Below are 16,225 nucleotides of genomic sequence, written 5' to 3'. Positions count from 1 at the left end.
GACGGCCCTGTACGCCATGCCCCCGTAGACTTTACCGCTCAATATCGAGCGGAGTTGGGCATGTTTCTGGTGCATAAAAAAGGGTTCGTTGCCGGCAAGAAAATGGTTGATGGCCTGGTGCCTTATGACTTTTTTTGCGAGGACAATCCGGCCATCAATCTGTTTGTGTTTACCGGTGCCGGCGCGTTGGGCAAACCGGTAGAAGAGCAGACGCTATGGGGCTTTACCCGCCTTGAACGCTTTGAAGCGCTGAGCAGTACCCTGGTCGCCAACAAAAAGAACCAGGGCTGGTTTCAAAGCGTCAATGTGCTCACCGGGCCCGCACAGAACGGCACCCAGACAGTGAAGTTCCAGCGGGTGCTGAAGATCATCAAGCATGTCAGCGTCAACAATCGCGTAGCCAGCAAGGCGGGCTACGAGATCCTGACCGAAGAGGGCGACACCTACTTCACCCTCAGGCATGCAGCCGGGCATAGCGCCCAGACCGTGATTTACGCCGCCGATCAGTGATCCAGCGGATTGCGGCTGTGGCTGCCGTTGACCAGACGCTCGATACCCAGCGGGTTGGCGTTTTTCAGCGCATCCGGCAGCAGGCTGTCAAGGTAGTTCTGGTAGCACACCGGGCGCAGGAAACGGTCGATGGCCAGGGTGCCGACCGAGGTGCCACGGGCATCTGACGTCGCCGGGTAAGGCCCGCCATGCACCATCGCGTCACACACCTCGACACCGGTAGGGTAGCCATTGAGCAGCAGGCGCCCGGCCTTGTGCTCCAGCACGGGCACCACCTCGGCGAAGGCTTCAAGGTCGCCAGGTTCAGCAATCAGCGTAGCTGTCAGCTGCCCATGCAGGCTGTGCAGCGCTTGCAGCAACTGCGCCTTGTCCGCGATCTCGACCACCAGGGTGGTTGGCCCGAAGACTTCCTCCTGCAACACCTCGGCACCACCGATCAACAGGCTGGCACTGGCCTGGAACAACTGCGGGCTGGCCTGGTTGCCCTGTTGCGGCGCACCGGCAAGGTGGCGGATGCCATCGACCTGGGCCAGACGCTGGATGCCTTTGCTGTAACTGGCCAGGCCCCCGGCGTTGAGCAGTGTTTGCGCCGGTTGAGCACTGAAGAACTGGCCAAGCGCGGCGACAAAGGCGCTGAATTCGGGGGAGCGGATACCCAGTACCAGACCGGGACTGGTACAGAACTGCCCGGCGCCAAGCATCACCGAACTGCCCAGCTCCTGTGCGATCTGCTCGCCACGCTTGAGCAGTGCCTGGGGTAATACCAGCACCGGGTTGATGCTCGACATCTCGGCAAACACCGGGATTGGCTGGGGTCTGGCGGCGGCCATATCGCACAGGGCGCGACCACCGGACAACGAACCGGTAAAGCCGACGGCCTGAATCGCCGGGTGCTTGACCAGCGCTGCGCCCACACCCGCGCCGAAGATCATATTGAATACACCGGCGGGCATGTCGGTGCGCTCGGCAGCGCGAACTATGGCCAGGGCAACTTGTTCAGCAGTTGCCATATGCCCGCTGTGTGCCTTGAACACCACCGGGCAACCTGCGGCCAGTGCCGAAGCGGTATCACCGCCAGCGGTGGAGAACGCCAGCGGGAAGTTGCTGGCGCCAAACACGGCCACCGGGCCCACGCCGATGCGGCATTGACGCAGATCTGCGCGCGGCAGGGGCTGACGGTCCGGTAGCGCCTGATCGATGCGTGCGCCATAAAAATCGCCGCGCCGCAGTACGTTGGCGAACAGACGCATCTGCCCGCTGGTGCGTCCCCGCTCGCCCTGGATCCGGGCGGCAGGCAGGGCGGTTTCGCGACAGACGATGGCAACAAAGTCGTCACCCAGCGCGTCTATTTCTTCGGCGATAGCTTCCAGAAACTCGGCCCGGCGTGTGGCCGGCAAACTGCGAAAGGCCGGGAAGGCGGTATTGGCCGCGCTGACAGCGGCATCCACTTCGGTTTCGGTGGCCTGCACAAACGCGTATGGCAATGCCTCGCCAGTACTGGCATCCACGCTGTACAGGTGAACGGTGCCGGCGCCGCTGCGCTGACCGCCAATAAAGTTCTGGCCGGTGATGGGGAACATAGGGATTTCCTTTAGGTGGGAAGGCAGAGACGCGCTGTTGCGAGACGAATCATGTCGCCGCTGACGAGCGCAGCGAGGCTGCGGCAAGGCCCGAAGGGCCTTGAACAGGCAGGGGCCGCTAGCAGCCTCGCTGCGCTCGTCAGCGGCTACAGGGGATTGCCACCCAAGTACAGGCAGTGGCAGCGTTTTCGCCGCCTATTGTCGTTATAAGTTGCACCGCAGTTATCCCGATAGCGAGCCATAAGGGCTCTTTCAGGCGACCACTGTAGGTTTTGTCGGGGGCACTGCCCAATGACGAATATTGATTGGCCGATAACCAGCGCTCATCCCTCAGGCGCGCGCGGCATCCCAAGTGCTCATCACCTGGGTGATCGCAGCGTCCAGTACGGCATGGGCTACACCATCCCGGGCCAGGGTGGTCAGGCCCAGCAGAAAACTCTCGAACACCGTGGCCAGCGTTCGCGGATCAGTCTGGGCGGCAAGCTCACCCTCGCAGATGGCGCGCTCGACACAAGCCATAAACCCGGCCCGGTTACGCGCCCTCGCTTCGGCCAGAGGGGCGCTTATCGCCACCGCTTGAGCTGAACTGGCACTCATCAGCCCCAGAGCGACCAGACAACCCCGTGGGTGACCCGGCTCACATTGCATTTTGGCGGAGCTGCGCAACGTTCGCTCGATCGCTTCGCGTGGGGGCAGGTGAGTGTCGAACAGGCTTTCGGTGACCCTGCCATGGCTGTTCAGGTAGCGCGTCATGACCTCTTTGAACAGCGCCTCCTTGGAGCCGAAAGCTGCGTAAAAGCTGGGCGCGGAAATGCCTGAGCCCATATTGGCCTTGAGCTGGCTCAGCGATGTCGAGTCATAACCGTGCTCCCAGAACAGGTGCATGGCCTGGGTGATTGCCGCGTCCCGATCAAATGTGCGCGGGCGTCCCATCTGTGCCATTTGAGTCTCCTTCGTAGCGAGATATAAATACTAGTCGATACAAAAGTCATTGACCAATATTTCCCGTCGCCCTACATTTGTACCTATCGATACATAACTAGCAGGAGCAGGGCATCCATGGGCAAAGAGCAAAACACCACTGAGCGATTACCCATGGGCGCGCTGCTGGCGCTGGCCATGACCGGTTTTATTTGCATTGTTACCGAGACCTTACCCGCAGGCCTGTTGCCGCAAATCAGCAGCGGCCTGCAAGTGTCATCGGCGCTGGCGGGGCAGATGGTTACGGTCTACGCGCTGGGCTCCCTGCTGGCGGCGATCCCGTTGACCATCGCGACCCAGGGCTGGCGGCGTCGCAACGTACTGCTGCTGACGATTGTCGGGTTTCTGCTGTTCAATTCGATTACCGCGTGGTCGTCTCAGTACGGCGTGACCCTGATTGCACGTTTTTTTGCCGGCGCATCAGCCGGGTTGGCCTGGAGCCTGCTGGCAGGTTATGCGCGGCGCATGGTTGCCCCGCAGTTGCAGGGCCGGGCCATGGCGGTGGCGATGGTGGGCACGCCGATTGCCCTGTCACTGGGTGTGCCATTGGGCACCTGGCTGGGTGCGCTGGTAGGGTGGCGTACGGCATTTGGCCTGATGTCGGCCTTGACCCTGGTGCTGATGGCCTGGGTAGTGCTCAAGGTGCCTGATTACCCAGGGCAGTCTGCTTCGCAACGTATCGGCTTGCGACAGGTGCTGCTGACACCGGGAGTGCGCTCCGTGCTTGCCGTGGTACTGACCTGGATGCTGGCGCACAACATGCTCTACACCTATATCGCGCCTTTCGTGGCATCGGCGGGCCTTGCCGATAAGGTCGATATTGTGTTGCTGGTCTTCGGATTGGCGGCGCTGCTGGGAATCTGGCTGACCGGGCGACTGGTAGACCGGCATCTGCGCAAGGCAGTCATGGCTTGCCTGGCGACATTTGCTGCGATTTCGCTGCTGTTCGGTTTCTTCTCGCAGTCGGTGGCTGTCGTATATGCAGGGATTTTTGTTTGGGGGTTGTCCTTCGGCGGTGCCGCCACCCTGCTGCAAACCGCTCTGGCCGATGCGGCAGGCGAGGGCGCCGATGTTGCGTTGTCGATGAACGTGGTGGTGTGGAACAGCGCCATTGCCGCGGGGGCATTGACCGGTGGCATATTGCTCGATCAATTCGGGGTGAACGTCTTCCCCTGGGTGTTGCTGGTGTTGTTGCTGGTCGGGCTGGGGATCGTGTTCAGTGCCCGTGCCCATGGTTTCCCGCAAGGGCACCGGCAGGCGGGGGCGGCGGTTGTCGGTCATTAGGCCGATAGCCGTGTTGGTCAGGCAGCGACTACCAATCGTGCCCGGTTTCCAACGCGTTATCAGCTGACCTGGCCACCACCTTCAAGTACATCATCTTCGGTATTCAGGGCCGTGATTACGGCGATGCGCAACCCTTCCACCTGGGTGGCCAGTGCCATGGACGGGCCACCAGCCACCACCGCCTGTTGCGGCAGAGGCGGGACGTGGATAAAACCACCGCGTACGCCGGTCCCGGCCAATGCATGCTGTAGGCAATAGAACACCTGATTGCAGACAAAGGTGCCCGCCGTATGGGAAACCGACGCGGGAATCCCGCCGGCCCTGATCGCCCGCACCATTGCCTTGAGCGGCAAGGTACTGAAATACGCCGCTGGCCCTTGCGCCACCACGGGTGTATCGATCGGCTGATAGCCAAGGTTGTCAGGGATGCGGGCGTCGTTGATATTGATCGCTACCCGCTCGATACAGATGTCCGTGCGACCGGGGCCAAGCCCGACGGCGATCACCAGCGTCGGGGTGAACTCCTGCAGAAGTTGGCTCAGTCGCTCGGGCGCTCCGGCAAACGTACAGGGCAACTGACGGGCGATGATCTGCGTATCGTCCTGCAAGGTGCCGTCCAGAAGGCGTACGGCCTCCCAGGACGGGTTGACGGTGTCTTGGTCGAACGGCTCAAAACCGGTCAGCAGTACAGTGCGCATGCTGTTCTCACATCAGTACGTAAAGAAGCACGATATTGACCACTAGCATCATCAGAGCGGTGGGCATTTGAGCCTTGATCACGGCGTATTTGTCCGGCAGCTCCAACAGGGCCACGGGCACGATATTGAAGTTGGCTGCCATTGGCGTCATCAGCGTGCCGCAGTAGCCGGAAAACATGCCGATTGCCGCCATGACAGCCGGGTTGGCATCGTAGATGCCGACCAGTACCGGCACGCCGACCCCGCCGGTCATGACCGGGAATGCAGCAAAACCGTTGCCCATGATGACCGTGAACAGCGCCATGCCCAGCACGTAGACCATCACCGCTACCAGGCGATAGTCCATGTTGATATAGGCGGTGGTGACATGAGCAACGGCGGTACCGACCCCGGCGTCATTGAACAGCAGGCCAAGCATGGCCAGCATTTGCGGCAGCACCATGGTCCAGCCCAGGGCTTCGGTCAGGCGGCGCGATTCACGCAGGCCTTGCAGCGGCGTATCACGGGTCAGGATGCAGGCCAGAACCAGGGCCACCATGCAGCCGATGCCCAGGGACACGAACGTGGTGTTTTTCGGGTCAAGCAGCGGTACGCCACCGATCTGGGTGTTTTTCAGCAGGATCGAACCGATCACGGTCACCAGCGGAATCGACAGGGCCGGGATAAACAGCTTGTGCCCCAGACGGCCAGCACTGGCCCGTGCAGCCTTGACATGCAACTCGGCGTGGGTGCCTCGGCCAACACCGCCAACACCGCCAATGCCGGCAATGCCGGCCATGACCAGCACGCCAATACCTACCACGAACGGCGAAAGGCGATCGCCAATCAGGAACACCATGGCGAACAACGCCCAGAACAGGCCACTGGTCCAGCGTTTGGGGTGGGTGCGGTCTGTCAGGATCATGCCCGCGGTGATCAGCAGCAGCACACCGGCCAGCCAGTAGAAGTACTCAATGGAAATAATCATCGTGCCAGCTCCTGAGCTGCGTCAACTTCTTCCCGGGCAACTTCGGCCATGCTGCGCTCCAGCATCAGGTCAAAGCGATACAGGCGCAGGGCATGCACGATAAAGGCGCAAATCGCCGTCGGAATTCCCCAGAAAGCGATGTGCAGCGGCTCGACATCAAGCCCCGAACCCAGCAGGAAGGTGTGCATCAGTGCGATTGCGCCGAAGGCCACAAACACGTCTTCACCAAAAAACAAGCCGATGTTGTCGGTGGCGGCACACATGGCCAGGACTTTCTGCCGCACAGGAGCAGGCAGCTTGCCGTACTTGTTCTCGGCTGCGCCCTCGGCCATCGGGGCCAGCAGCGGGCGGACCATTTGCGGATGCCCGCCCAGACTGGTCAGGCCTACAGCAGCGGTGGTCTCACGCACGAACAGGTACATAATCAGCAACCGGCCGACCGTTGCGCGCTGGAAGCTGGCGATCCAGTTTTGCGCGTGCAGGCGCAGGCCGTGACGCTCCAGCAAGCCGATCACGGCCAGGGGCAGCAGCAGAATCAATTGCAGGGCGCGGGTTTGCAGGAAGCCTTCACCCATTTCACTGATGATTTTTTCCAGCGGGAAGTTGGCAGCAAGGCCGGTGACGATAGCCGCCGCGCTGACCACCAACAGTGGGTTAAAGCGCAGCACAAAGCCGATGATGATGACGAACACGCCAATCAAGGGCCAAAGGTTTACGACGGTTTGCATGAGGGGGCAATCCCTTTAGCTGATTGCCGCAGCACCAGGGCAGGCTGGTGAGGGCAAGTCGAAAGCGGTCAGGCACACTTTCGAAAAATCGGTACGCTGCCGGACTCAGCGTGTTTTTTTATTGTTGAGGCCCTATGGGCCTCATTGCCCGATATGGTTGGTGGCTTTGGGTTGTGCGTCCAGTCAATAAAAGTTGTCACCACCGAACAGAAAAGTTTTATCAATCACCGACTTAAGCCGACTGGCCTGTCCCTGCGGCAAGGGTTTACAGTGCTGCCCTGGTTTTGATTGGGTGGGGCGTCCTGTATGAACATGCGATTTCTTCTGACATTCGTCTGGGTAGCGCGCCTTGGCAGTTTTCGGCTGACCGCCGAAAAGTTATCCAGTACCCAGGCAGCCATTTCGAGCCGTATTTCAGTCCTCGAAACCGAGCTTGGCGTGCAGTTGTTCCAGCGCGATTCCCGTGGTGTCAACCTCACCCGTGAAGGCCATCAGGTGCTGGGTTACGCCGAAGAAATGCTGGCCACCCAGCAACGCCTTCTGCAATCGCTGGGGCAGGCGGACAGGTTTGCCGGGCGCCTGCGCATCGGCGTGATGGACACGGTTATCCATAGCTGGCTGAGCGATCTGATCAGTGCGCTGAGCCGCGACTACCCCCAGGTAGAGGTTGAACTGACCGCCGATACGGCGCTGAACCTTAATGAACAATTGCTTAAAGGTCAGCTGGACCTGATTTTTCAGACGGATTTATTGCGTGCCGACGGCGTGCGCAATGTACAACTGGCCAGTTACCCGTTGAGTTGGATTGTGGCCAGGGACGCAGCTCTGAACCGCAGCTACCGTGACCTGGCGGATCTTTGCGAGGAGCGCTTGCTGACCTTTTCACGCTTGTCGCGGCCGCATCAGGACATGCTCAATTTTCTGCACCAGCACGATATTGCCGCGCCACGCATCAGTTGCATCAACTCGGTGGCGGCGATTATCAAACTGGTGGCGGACGGCTTTGGCATCGGTGCCCTGCCGCCGGTACTGGTCAGTCGCGAATTGCAGAGCGGGGCCATGATTGCGTTGCCGATCGAGACTGCACCGGGCTTTGCGGTATACGCCAGTTGGCGCACGGGGGCGGGGCTGGAGCTGAATGAGGCGGTGGTCAACCTGAGTCAGGCGGTTGTTGCCGAGTACCAACACAGCGTTGAGCCTGGGCATTTTGTGCTGCCGGGCATCTGATCCGTATTTTTTCGCGTTATCTGCACCTGTTATGTGTGCAGTTTGCGGCGCAAAATTTCCTCCAACCTTCCGAGACAGACGAGGACGCGACTACACAGCAGCACCTGTGTGTGGTCGGCAGCTGTTCTGCGCCTGTTTTATGACGAACGACTGACGGGGAAACATCATGAACAAGATGGCTTGGTTTTTGGGCGGTTTTTTGGTGCTGACCATCGGCATCGGTATTTTGGCGACAATTCCGCCGGGTTGATATTTCATCCTGTCCTCCACACGGCTTGTAGCAGCTGACGAACGCAGCCTCGTTCCTCGGCAGCTGCTAGGTCTGAAGGGAATTTTAACTGTGGGAGCGAGCCTGCTCGCGAAAGTCGTTCGCGAGCAGGCTCGCTCCCACAGGGAGGGTTGACCGGCAACAGAGTATCTACAGGGGAGGCTGGCGCTGCCCCCCTATAATGCCTGCTCTATATCCGCCAGCAAATCGGCGACATCCTCCAGCCCCACCGCCAGACGCACCAATCCTTCACTTATTCCGTGTCGTGCCCGTTCCTCCAGGGTGTAGGTAGAGTGGGTCATGCTCGCGGGATGCTGCGCCAGTGACTCGGCCCCCCCCAGGCTGACCGCACGGCTGAACAATTGCAGGGCATTCATAAAGCGCTGTCCTGCAGCCATGCCGCCCTTGAGCTCAAAGGCAATCATGCCCCCCGGCAGTTTCATCTGCCGGGACGCCAGCTCGTATTGCGGGAAAGAGGGCAGGCCCGGGTAGGCCACCCATTCCACGGCAGGGTGATCCTGCAACATATGCGCAATGGCCTGGGCGCTGCTGCAATGGCGATCCATGCGCAGGGCCAGGGTCTTGATACCGCGCATCAGCAAATGCGCATCATGGGGCGACAAGACAGCCCCGGTCAGGTCCTTCAAGCCTTGCAGACGGATCCGGTCAGCCAGGAGCTGGCTGGTGACCACCATGCCAGCGGTGATATCACTGTGCCCGCTCAGGTACTTGGTGGCCGAATGCACCACCACGTCGGCGCCCAGTTCCAGTGGACGCTGCAGATAGGGCGTGCAGTAGGTGTTGTCGATCACCACGAGCAGGTTGTCATGTGTGTGGGCAATCCGCGCTACGGCAGGGATGTCCACCAGTTGCATATTCGGATTGGCCGGCGTCTCGAAGTAGATCATGCGGGTTGCAGGGCTGATCGCGGCTTGCAGTTCGGTCGGGTTGGCCATGTCCACATGTTTGACTACCACCCCGAATTCACCGATGCCGTGGTGCAGCAGGGCAAAGGTGCAGCCATACAAGGTGCGGTTGACGATGATTTCATCGCCGGGCCGCAGCAGGGTCCAGAATGTTGCGGCGATCGCGCCCATGCCGGAACTGAACGCCACACCCGCTTCGCCGTTTTCCAGCGCCGCCATGCGTGCTTCCAGCAGGGCCAGGGTGGGGTTGGAAATGCGGGTGTAAAAATGCCCGTGCTCTTCACCGGAAAAACAGCCTGCGCCGTATTCGGCCGTGGCAAAGGCAAAGGTTGAGGTCATATAAACAGGGGGGATTACCGCGCCGTTGTGTTCCAGCGGGTTATAACCGTAGTGGATGGCGCGAGTAGAAAAGCCGAAGTTGTTGTTCTTATCGTTCATGGTGAACTCTCCGATATTTCCTACAATGCTATGCTTTAAATGAACGTGGAAAATTCCAAATTTACCTGTAAATACACCACTTACCAGAACAAAAAACCGCCACGCTGACCGCTAGGGGCAAAACATGCCAAACGCTCTGGACAGAACCGATAAAGCCTTGCTTTGCGCACTGCAGGGCAATGCCCGACTTACCGTTGCAGAGTTGGCCGAGAGTGTCTCACTGACCACCTCGCCGTGTTGGCGACGGGTCAGAATGCTGGAAGAGAGCGGGATCATTACGGGCTATCAGGCGGTTCTTTCGCCAAAGGAACTGGGATACGGGGTCACGGCGTTTGTCAGCATCATGATGGCCTCTCACTCGCAAGAACTGGCCAGAAGCTTTGAACAACGGTTATTGGAAATTCCCGAAATCGTCGCGTGTCACAACGTGTCGGGTCGTTACGACTTTTTATTGGAAGTCGTGGCCAGGGATCTCGAATCCTTCGGCGAATTTGCCCGTGAAGTCCTGCAGACATTGCCCGCGGTCAAAGAGATTTACTCGAGTTTTTCGTATAAGTCGGTCAAGCCAAGGCGAGAGGTGCCTGTTGAAGGTTGAGTGCATCAAGGGTGCATTCAAGTCGTATCTGTAAAATAACTTTTCGATGAGTTGTAAGTGTTTTCTTTGAGTAGAGTAGTTCTGGCCTGATTACTCTTTTGGTGACGGCAGGTGCGTGGCTTTAGTGCTTGGCTTTTACTTTTAATTACATTGATTAAGAGTAAATCCCCATGTTGAGCCGCGAAGTAATGCTCCAGCTGTTCCCCAAAAGTACGGCCTGCGTCGATCTGTATTTGCCCCTTGTGCAGGCCGTTAGCCGTCAAGTGTTGATCAATACCCCCCGACGCCTTGCTGCATTTCTAGCTCAGGTAGGCCATGAAAGTGCAGGGTTCACGGTACTTGTCGAAAACCTTAATTACAGTGCCGGTGGCCTCGCGGCTACCTGGGGCTCCCGCTTTGCGCAGAAGGATGGCGAAGGTCAATACATTACCGTAACGGACGGCAATCGCTCCCGGCGCGTACCCAATGCTGACGCGCTTATGCTTCAGCGCCGGCCGCAGGCGATTGCAAACCGGGTCTACAGCAACCGCCTGGGCAATGGCTCAGAGGCGTCGGGGGAAGGCTGGTTATATCGGGGCAGGGGATTGATTCAAGTCACCGGTAAAACAAACTACTGCCAGTGCAGCCAGGGGTTGTTCGGGGATGAGCGCTTGCTCACCAGCCCGCAACTGCTGCAAGAGTGGCAATGGGCAGTGGCGTCGGCGGGCTGGTACTGGAACTCGCGCAGTATAAATACCCTGGCAGACGGGGAGGATTTCGAACGCGTGACAAGGGCTATCAATGGTGGTCTCAATGGTCACGCCCAGCGTGCGGCGCTATACCGCAAGGCACTGGTTTTATTGCACGCCTGAGCGGTTCAATCAGGCCATAATGCCCGCGCAGTTTGTTCGCAGCCATCAGGAGCCATAGATCAGTGATGTTCGAGATAAAGCCGATTAACCCCGAGACATATCGTCAGCAAACTCGCCGCAGTACGCTGTATATCGCGTTGACGTTTGTCTTGCTGGCGCTGCTGTTGTCAGGTGTGCTGGTCATGGTTTTGGGTGTCGCCGGTGGCGACAATTTTCGCCTGAATCTGGCCGGGGTCATTGTTGCCCTGATCACGACCTTCCTGCTGGTGCGCTACGTGTTCTGGTCTCAACCCTGGATGGCGCCCGCAGTCTACGGCTGGCAACTCAAGCGTAGCCTGATGAAGGTCACCAATGTCATGCATCACGTAACGGCGGGAGTCATGGCGGGGGATGTGGCGGCGATGAAGCTGCTGCGCTTCTATCATCTGGGCGTGACCCAGATGTACCAGCTGGACGCCAATTCCAGCGCGTTAAGCCAAATGGTTCGCGAGATCGATTTGCACAAGGCACGTCTTGAAGCACTGGGCATCGACACCGGGCAGACCCGGCTCGATCCGCAGTGGATTGATGCGGTGAAAAAGTTTGCGCCGCTGAAGTAATGCTGCTCACCGGACCTGCTGTGTTTGTGTGGGAGCGAGCCTGCTCGCGAAGTTCGTAAGTGATAGCCTGTTTTTACGGGATAAATGCGACGATCTGGAGCTCTTCGCGAGCAGGCTCGCTCCCACCGTCGGGGCATGCGAGCCTTATGGGTGGGGTTCAGCTTACGACGCGATAGCACGGCTCATAGGCCGCACCGCCTGGCAGTTTCATACGGTGCTGCTCAACAAATGCCTGCAGCAGTTTGTCCAGAGGTTTCATCACGGCAGCGTCACCGTGGATCTCGTAAGGCCCGTATTGCTCGATCAGATGGATGCCTTTCTCTTTTACGTTACCCGACACAATCCCGGAGAAGGCCTGACGCAGGTTGATGGCCAATTCATGTGCTGGCATGTCGCTGCGCAGTTTCAGGCTGGCCATGTTGGCGTGGGTCGGGTCGAACGGGCGCTGAAAGCCTTCGTCGATTTTCAGTAACCAGTTGAAGTGGAAAGCGTCGTTGCGCTCGCGGCGGAATTGTTTAACCGCCTTGAGCCCGGCGGTCATATGACGGGCCACTTCGGCCGGGTTGTCGATGATGATCTGATACTGCTGTTGCGCTTCTTCACCCAGGGTAGCGCCGACAAACTCATGCAGTTGCTGCAGATAGGGTTCGGCTTCCTTGGGGCCGGTCAGGACAACCGGGAACGGCACATCTTTGTTCTCCGGGTGCATCAGAATGCCCAGCAGGTACAGGAATTCTTCTGCCGTGCCAGCACCGCCCGGGAAGATAATCACCCCGTGACCGACCCGCACAAAGGCCTCAAGACGCTTTTCGATATCCGGCAGAATGACCAGTTCATTGACGATGGGATTCGGCGCTTCGGCAGCAATGATGCCCGGCTCGGTCAGGCCCAGATAGCGGCCCCCGGTCAGACGCTGTTTGGCGTGGGAAATGGTGGCGCCCTTCATTGGCCCTTTCATCACACCGGGACCGCAGCCGGTACAGATATCCAGGCTGCGCAGGCCCAGTTCGTGGCCGACCTTTTTGGTGTATTTGTACTCTTCGGTATTGATGGAGTGGCCACCCCAGCACACCACGATTTTCGGTTCGACGCCCGGGCGCAACGTGCGGGCATTGCGCAGCAGATGGAACACGTAGTCGGTGATGCCCGCCGAGCTGCTCAGGTCAATGCGTGGGCTGTCCAGGCCGCTCTGGGTATAGACGATGTCGCGCAGGGCGCTGAAGAGCATTTCACGGGTACTGGCGATCATTTCGCCATCCACAAATGCATCGGCAGGGGCGTTGAGCAGTTCAAGCCGCACGCCGCGGTCTTGCTGGTGAATCCGCACCTCGAAGTCCTGATAGGCCTCAAGGATGGTCTTGGCGTTATCGACGTGAGCGCCGGTGTTGAGGATAGCCAGTACGCACTGGCGGAAAAGCGTGTAACTGGTGCCTGAGCCAACCTCGCTCAGCTGTTGTACTTCACGTTGGGAAAGTGTTTCCAGGCTGCCTTTCGGGCTGACCGAGGCGTTGATGACTTGTCTTTGGACCATTGCGAGCTTCCTTGAGCGGGGTCGAAAAATTGCTTGGCGCAGCTTTTGAATTCATGTCATCAGTGCGAGCGAGGCGTCCCGACTCTTGCGTCTTTGGATTGCATTTCTGTAAGCATAGTAGCCTTGGTCCTGTAATTAAAAGAGCCGCAGTTAACTCCAGTTACAGTACCAGCAGTGAGCACGGCAGCGATAAGGTAACCTCGCAAGTCACTGAAACAGAAAATGGACGGGCAGATGATCATCACCACCACACACAGCATTGACGGCAGAAAAGCCACTGAATACCTGGGGATTGTCAGTGCCGAATCGGTTCACGGCATCAATGTGGTACGAGATTTTTTTACCGGAGTACGCGACTTTTTTGGTGGACGCTCTCAGACGCTGGAGCGAGCACTGAAAGAAGCGCGAGCAGAGGTCACGGACGAGATTCGAGACAGGGCCAAAGCCATGGGAGCGGATGCGATTATGGGGCTGGGGTTTGAAATCAGCATGCCGTCAGGGCGTGGCGGCATGCTGGTGGTGTTTGCCACGGGCACGGCTGTGCGCTTGAACTGAGGCACCAGGATTCGACCGCACAGGGCGGTCGAATGGGCTTTACGAATTAAACCGTTTTCGCCAAAGGTACGCCTGCAGTGGTTTTGGACAGCGCGTCCTGCAGTTTTTGCTCTTGTTCCGGGGACAGGGAGGTACGCAGGACCTTGCCCTTGAAGTCCGAGTCTTCCAGTTCCTTCAGCACTTTTTCCGGCTGGAATTTGCGCAGCAGAACGAACAGGGCCGAGGAATCATTCGGAATGGTCTCGCTCAATGACTTGATGAAATCATCATCGATCCCGTAATCGCTCAATGAGCCCGACAAAGCGCCGGTACCGGCACCCAGTGCGCCGCCGATGGCAAAGCCTGCCAGCGGGTTGAGAAACAGCAGCCCGACCAGTGCGCCCCACAGGCCGCCGGTGACCAGGCCTGAAGTAGCCCCGATCGCTGTCAGGTTAACGCTTTGCTTGATATGGATCTTGCCTTCGGCATTACGCACCACAATCACCGCATCTTCCAGCTCGACCAGATGCTCCTTGCTCAGCGAAACCATCTTGGTGAGGGCACGATCTGCTTTTTCGGTGTCTGAAAATCCCACTACGATTAAATCGGACATGTCTTTCATTCCTTGACGGTACAGGTCCAGCCCGGCGAAGGGCTGAAGGGTGGAGGGGTTTCTCAAGGCGGCACAATGCAAACACCCTGGCGCGCAGTGGTTCAGCTTTCTGGAGCCTGCTGCGAGGAATGAGCGTGGTCGCTAACCTTGAAACGGTCAAGTCGACGAGACATATCTCTTGATAAAGAGAGGGGTGCGGCAAGGGGATAATGCCGTGGCAGGTGCAGTGTGCAAATGATTTGAGGAGGGCTGGCTGAGCAGCCCTGACCTCAAGCCTTGGGCTGATACCTCACAGGCTTATGGCTGTTCGTTCTTTTCAGGTGCATTCAGGCCGGCCTGGATACGTTGGTAAATTTCTTCACGGTGAACGGCTACATCCTTCGGCGCATTGATGCCGATTCTGACCTGTTGTCCGCTGACACCTAAAATAGTGATCGTAATATCGTCACCGATGTTTATGCTTTCACCAACTTTGCGGGTGAGTATCAGCATTTTTTTCTCCTTGATGGCTTTGTAAGGCACGTCTCTGAGACGGTGCGGCTTCGGTCATGACTACAGAATACTGCTAAGTACGTATTATTGCGCCGCTCATTACAGACGACATGGCCAGAGGTTTAATTCCCTTTACGGGGAAAATTCTCGCGCATAAGCCTTAAATTGGGGCACTTTGGATTTGTTCAAGGAGAGCAAGGCCGCTGCCCCAGTGATAAAATCTACCCATTCAAACAGACAGGGGAAACGCAGTGCGTATAGTCATCGTGATGACAGCAATATTGGCCTTGACGGCTTGCGGTCAGGAGTCTAACGATAAAATCCAGCGGGCTAAAGCAGCTTCTGAAGCAACGATGGCCCAGGCCCCTGTTGCTCACTGGGCTTTGGAGATCACTGAAGGCCAGAGAGCGACCATTCCGGACACGACCGGCAGGCTTCTTGACAACGGTTTTACTCCTTACATTTACGAGAGTGGCGGGGTTCAGCACTTCCTGATCGGACCATTCACCACCCAGGCTCAAGCGCTTGAGGCCCAGCAAAAGATGAAACTCAAGCCCAAGCTGGACGGTATTGAAACCAACGTGATCGAACTGCCCGCCGCGAAATAGTCTGATACAGCGTCGGGTACCCGCCTGAGCTTAGCTGCCGCTGGCGTTATTCGACGCTTTGTGCAGGAAATATTTGTTCACTCGGCGCACATCAGAGCAACACGACGGCAAGGGCCATCGCCATGAGCAATCACAAGATCGCAATTCGACGCAGCAATGTCGAAAAAATCCTTCTGGGGGCTGAAAAGGTTTTTGCCGAAAAAGGCTTTGCCGGTACGGCGATGGCGGACATTGCGGCGCAAGTCCAGTTGCCACGTTCCAACCTGCATTACTACTTCAGCACCAAGACGGATCTTTACAGCGCGGTATTGCTGGGGTTGCTGGAAGTGTGGAAACAGGATGCGCTGTGTTTCGAGACCTACGACGATCCTCGTCTGGTATTGAGCAGTTACATTCGTGCCAAAATGCACCACTCACGTACCCGGCCCCATGGCTCCAAAGTCTGGGCCAATGAAATGATCCATGGCGCCCCGACCCTGGGTCTTGCGCTTGATGCCAGTTTGTATGACTGGGCCAAGATCAAGGAGGCGAAAATTCGCCAATGGGTGCAAGACAAGCGAATCCTGCCTGTTGAGCCGTCCAGCCTGCTGTATATGATCTGGGCATCAACTCAGCATTACGCTGACTTTGACCATCAAGTGATGATCATCAACGATCACCAGCCGTTGTCCGATATCCAGTTTGAACGTGCGGTGCAGACCGTCACCAGCGTGATCCTGCGCGGGATCGGGCTGGAGCCGTAAGCAACCCTGCTTATCGATCGTGTGGGAGCGGGCTTGCTCGCGATGGCATCAC

The 16,225-nt window shown here is 58.1% G+C and carries 19 protein-coding genes; 9 read left to right on the top strand and 10 right to left on the bottom strand.

Annotation, left to right across the window (positions count from 1 at the left end; translation table 11 throughout):
- The first annotated feature begins 60 nt into the window (after positions 1-60).
- Positions 61-510: a hypothetical protein gene (locus EQV96_RS04190; protein ID WP_095002338.1), complete on the top strand. Its 450-nt coding sequence runs from the start codon at positions 61-63 to the stop codon at positions 508-510.
- On the opposite strand, the gene EQV96_RS04185 is transcribed toward EQV96_RS04190, so the two are convergent.
- Positions 504-2,090: an aldehyde dehydrogenase (NADP(+)) gene (locus tag EQV96_RS04185; protein WP_240881418.1), complete on the bottom strand. Its 1,587-nt coding sequence runs from the start codon at positions 2,088-2,090 to the stop codon at positions 504-506. The two genes, EQV96_RS04190 and EQV96_RS04185, sit on opposite strands and share 7 nt — an antisense overlap.
- Before the next feature lie 330 nt (positions 2,091-2,420).
- On the bottom strand, positions 2,421-3,032 hold the full coding sequence (locus tag EQV96_RS04180) for a TetR/AcrR family transcriptional regulator (protein ID WP_240881417.1): 612 nt from the start codon (positions 3,030-3,032) through the stop codon (positions 2,421-2,423).
- 117 nt (positions 3,033-3,149) lie between these two features.
- On the opposite strand from EQV96_RS04180, the gene EQV96_RS04175 reads away from it, so the two are divergent.
- On the top strand, positions 3,150-4,355 hold the full coding sequence (locus EQV96_RS04175; RefSeq protein ID WP_095002341.1) for an MFS transporter: 1,206 nt from the start codon (positions 3,150-3,152) through the stop codon (positions 4,353-4,355).
- Positions 4,356-4,414: 59 nt separating this feature from the next.
- On the opposite strand, the gene pcp is transcribed toward EQV96_RS04175, so the two are convergent.
- From pcp to EQV96_RS04160, 3 genes are read right to left on the bottom strand one after another with little or no spacing between them, the layout of a single operon-like run.
- Positions 4,415-5,053, bottom strand: coding sequence for a pyroglutamyl-peptidase I (gene pcp / locus EQV96_RS04170; protein WP_153379937.1), 639 nt, complete (start codon positions 5,051-5,053; stop codon positions 4,415-4,417).
- Between the two features lie 7 nt (positions 5,054-5,060).
- Positions 5,061-6,020 (bottom strand): DUF979 domain-containing protein, encoded by a 960-nt coding sequence (locus EQV96_RS04165; protein ID WP_240881416.1) that lies wholly within the window; start codon positions 6,018-6,020, stop codon positions 5,061-5,063.
- Entirely contained in the window at positions 6,017-6,748 is a 732-nt protein-coding gene (locus tag EQV96_RS04160; protein ID WP_095002344.1) for a DUF969 domain-containing protein, read from the bottom strand. Before EQV96_RS04160 ends, EQV96_RS04165 begins: the two co-directional genes overlap by 4 nt.
- Before the next feature lie 306 nt (positions 6,749-7,054).
- On the opposite strand from EQV96_RS04160, the gene EQV96_RS04155 reads away from it, so the two are divergent.
- Positions 7,055-7,975 carry a LysR family transcriptional regulator gene (locus EQV96_RS04155; protein WP_095002345.1) on the top strand — a complete coding sequence of 307 codons (921 nt, stop codon included), beginning with the start codon at positions 7,055-7,057 and terminating at the stop codon, positions 7,973-7,975.
- 90 nt (positions 7,976-8,065) lie between these two features.
- On the opposite strand, the gene EQV96_RS04150 is transcribed toward EQV96_RS04155, so the two are convergent.
- Both EQV96_RS04150 and EQV96_RS04145 read right to left on the bottom strand, forming a co-directional pair.
- Positions 8,066-8,233, bottom strand: a complete 168-nt coding sequence (locus EQV96_RS04150) for a hypothetical protein (protein ID WP_165446484.1) — start codon at positions 8,231-8,233, stop codon at positions 8,066-8,068.
- A gap of 186 nt (positions 8,234-8,419) precedes the next feature.
- Entirely contained in the window at positions 8,420-9,607 is a 1,188-nt protein-coding gene (locus tag EQV96_RS04145; RefSeq protein WP_240881415.1) for a methionine gamma-lyase, read from the bottom strand.
- A 124-nt stretch (positions 9,608-9,731) separates the two neighbouring features.
- Between EQV96_RS04145 and EQV96_RS04140 the strand changes: the two genes are divergently transcribed.
- The 3 genes from EQV96_RS04140 (at position 9,732) to EQV96_RS04130 (ending at position 11,652) form a co-directional block, all read left to right on the top strand.
- Positions 9,732-10,202, top strand: coding sequence for an Lrp/AsnC family transcriptional regulator (locus EQV96_RS04140; RefSeq protein ID WP_240881413.1), 471 nt, complete (start codon positions 9,732-9,734; stop codon positions 10,200-10,202).
- A 170-nt stretch (positions 10,203-10,372) separates the two neighbouring features.
- Positions 10,373-11,053 carry a glycoside hydrolase family 19 protein gene (locus EQV96_RS04135; protein ID WP_095002349.1) on the top strand — a complete coding sequence of 227 codons (681 nt, stop codon included), beginning with the start codon at positions 10,373-10,375 and terminating at the stop codon, positions 11,051-11,053.
- A gap of 65 nt (positions 11,054-11,118) precedes the next feature.
- Positions 11,119-11,652 (top strand): DUF3087 family protein, encoded by a 534-nt coding sequence (locus EQV96_RS04130; RefSeq protein ID WP_095002350.1) that lies wholly within the window; start codon positions 11,119-11,121, stop codon positions 11,650-11,652.
- A gap of 157 nt (positions 11,653-11,809) precedes the next feature.
- Here EQV96_RS04130 and ppnN read toward each other — a convergent pair whose 3' ends face one another.
- Positions 11,810-13,183: a nucleotide 5'-monophosphate nucleosidase PpnN gene (gene ppnN / locus EQV96_RS04125; protein WP_095002351.1), complete on the bottom strand. Its 1,374-nt coding sequence runs from the start codon at positions 13,181-13,183 to the stop codon at positions 11,810-11,812.
- A gap of 234 nt (positions 13,184-13,417) precedes the next feature.
- On the opposite strand from ppnN, the gene EQV96_RS04120 reads away from it, so the two are divergent.
- Positions 13,418-13,738: a YbjQ family protein gene (locus EQV96_RS04120; RefSeq protein WP_095002452.1), complete on the top strand. Its 321-nt coding sequence runs from the start codon at positions 13,418-13,420 to the stop codon at positions 13,736-13,738.
- 46 nt (positions 13,739-13,784) lie between these two features.
- Here EQV96_RS04120 and EQV96_RS04115 read toward each other — a convergent pair whose 3' ends face one another.
- Together EQV96_RS04115 and csrA are read right to left on the bottom strand one after the other, a co-directional pair.
- Positions 13,785-14,330: a DUF1269 domain-containing protein gene (locus EQV96_RS04115; protein ID WP_016780418.1), complete on the bottom strand. Its 546-nt coding sequence runs from the start codon at positions 14,328-14,330 to the stop codon at positions 13,785-13,787.
- 297 nt (positions 14,331-14,627) lie between these two features.
- The gene (gene csrA, locus EQV96_RS04110) at positions 14,628-14,822 is read right to left on the bottom strand and encodes a carbon storage regulator CsrA (protein WP_016780419.1); all 195 of its coding nucleotides are present in this window, start codon (positions 14,820-14,822) and stop codon (positions 14,628-14,630) included.
- A gap of 251 nt (positions 14,823-15,073) precedes the next feature.
- Between csrA and EQV96_RS04105 the strand changes: the two genes are divergently transcribed.
- Both EQV96_RS04105 and EQV96_RS04100 read left to right on the top strand, forming a co-directional pair.
- Entirely contained in the window at positions 15,074-15,430 is a 357-nt protein-coding gene (locus EQV96_RS04105; RefSeq protein WP_095002352.1) for a hypothetical protein, read from the top strand.
- Between the two features lie 122 nt (positions 15,431-15,552).
- The gene (locus EQV96_RS04100; RefSeq protein WP_240881412.1) at positions 15,553-16,173 is read left to right on the top strand and encodes a TetR/AcrR family transcriptional regulator; all 621 of its coding nucleotides are present in this window, start codon (positions 15,553-15,555) and stop codon (positions 16,171-16,173) included.
- Positions 16,174-16,225: the final 52 nt, after the last annotated feature.

The sequence above is a fragment of the Pseudomonas sp. TMW22080 genome (assembly GCF_022496745.1).
In the GTDB taxonomy this organism is placed as follows: Bacteria; Pseudomonadota; Gammaproteobacteria; order Pseudomonadales; family Pseudomonadaceae; genus Aquipseudomonas; species Aquipseudomonas bubulae.
This window is presented reverse-complemented; position numbering and strand designations above follow the sequence as displayed.

Coding starts and splice junctions, on each gene's coding strand:
- EQV96_RS04145 (WP_240881415.1), bottom strand. CDS start 9,607: ATGAACGATAAGAACAACAACTTCGGCTTTTCTACTCGCGCCATCCAC.
- EQV96_RS04120 (WP_095002452.1), top strand. CDS start 13,418: ATGATCATCACCACCACACACAGCATTGACGGCAGAAAAGCCACTGAA.
- EQV96_RS04175 (WP_095002341.1), top strand. CDS start 3,150: ATGGGCAAAGAGCAAAACACCACTGAGCGATTACCCATGGGCGCGCTG.
- EQV96_RS04135 (WP_095002349.1), top strand. CDS start 10,373: ATGTTGAGCCGCGAAGTAATGCTCCAGCTGTTCCCCAAAAGTACGGCC.
- csrA (WP_016780419.1), bottom strand. CDS start 14,822: ATGCTGATACTCACCCGCAAAGTTGGTGAAAGCATAAACATCGGTGAC.
- EQV96_RS04100 (WP_240881412.1), top strand. CDS start 15,553: ATGAGCAATCACAAGATCGCAATTCGACGCAGCAATGTCGAAAAAATC.
- pcp (WP_153379937.1), bottom strand. CDS start 5,053: ATGCGCACTGTACTGCTGACCGGTTTTGAGCCGTTCGACCAAGACACC.
- EQV96_RS04130 (WP_095002350.1), top strand. CDS start 11,119: ATGTTCGAGATAAAGCCGATTAACCCCGAGACATATCGTCAGCAAACT.
- EQV96_RS04180 (WP_240881417.1), bottom strand. CDS start 3,032: ATGGCACAGATGGGACGCCCGCGCACATTTGATCGGGACGCGGCAATC.
- EQV96_RS04155 (WP_095002345.1), top strand. CDS start 7,055: ATGAACATGCGATTTCTTCTGACATTCGTCTGGGTAGCGCGCCTTGGC.
- EQV96_RS04115 (WP_016780418.1), bottom strand. CDS start 14,330: ATGTCCGATTTAATCGTAGTGGGATTTTCAGACACCGAAAAAGCAGAT.
- EQV96_RS04150 (WP_165446484.1), bottom strand. CDS start 8,233: ATGAAATATCAACCCGGCGGAATTGTCGCCAAAATACCGATGCCGATG.
- EQV96_RS04185 (WP_240881418.1), bottom strand. CDS start 2,090: ATGTTCCCCATCACCGGCCAGAACTTTATTGGCGGTCAGCGCAGCGGC.
- ppnN (WP_095002351.1), bottom strand. CDS start 13,183: ATGGTCCAAAGACAAGTCATCAACGCCTCGGTCAGCCCGAAAGGCAGC.
- EQV96_RS04160 (WP_095002344.1), bottom strand. CDS start 6,748: ATGCAAACCGTCGTAAACCTTTGGCCCTTGATTGGCGTGTTCGTCATC.
- EQV96_RS04165 (WP_240881416.1), bottom strand. CDS start 6,020: ATGATTATTTCCATTGAGTACTTCTACTGGCTGGCCGGTGTGCTGCTG.
- EQV96_RS04190 (WP_095002338.1), top strand. CDS start 61: ATGTTTCTGGTGCATAAAAAAGGGTTCGTTGCCGGCAAGAAAATGGTT.
- EQV96_RS04140 (WP_240881413.1), top strand. CDS start 9,732: ATGCCAAACGCTCTGGACAGAACCGATAAAGCCTTGCTTTGCGCACTG.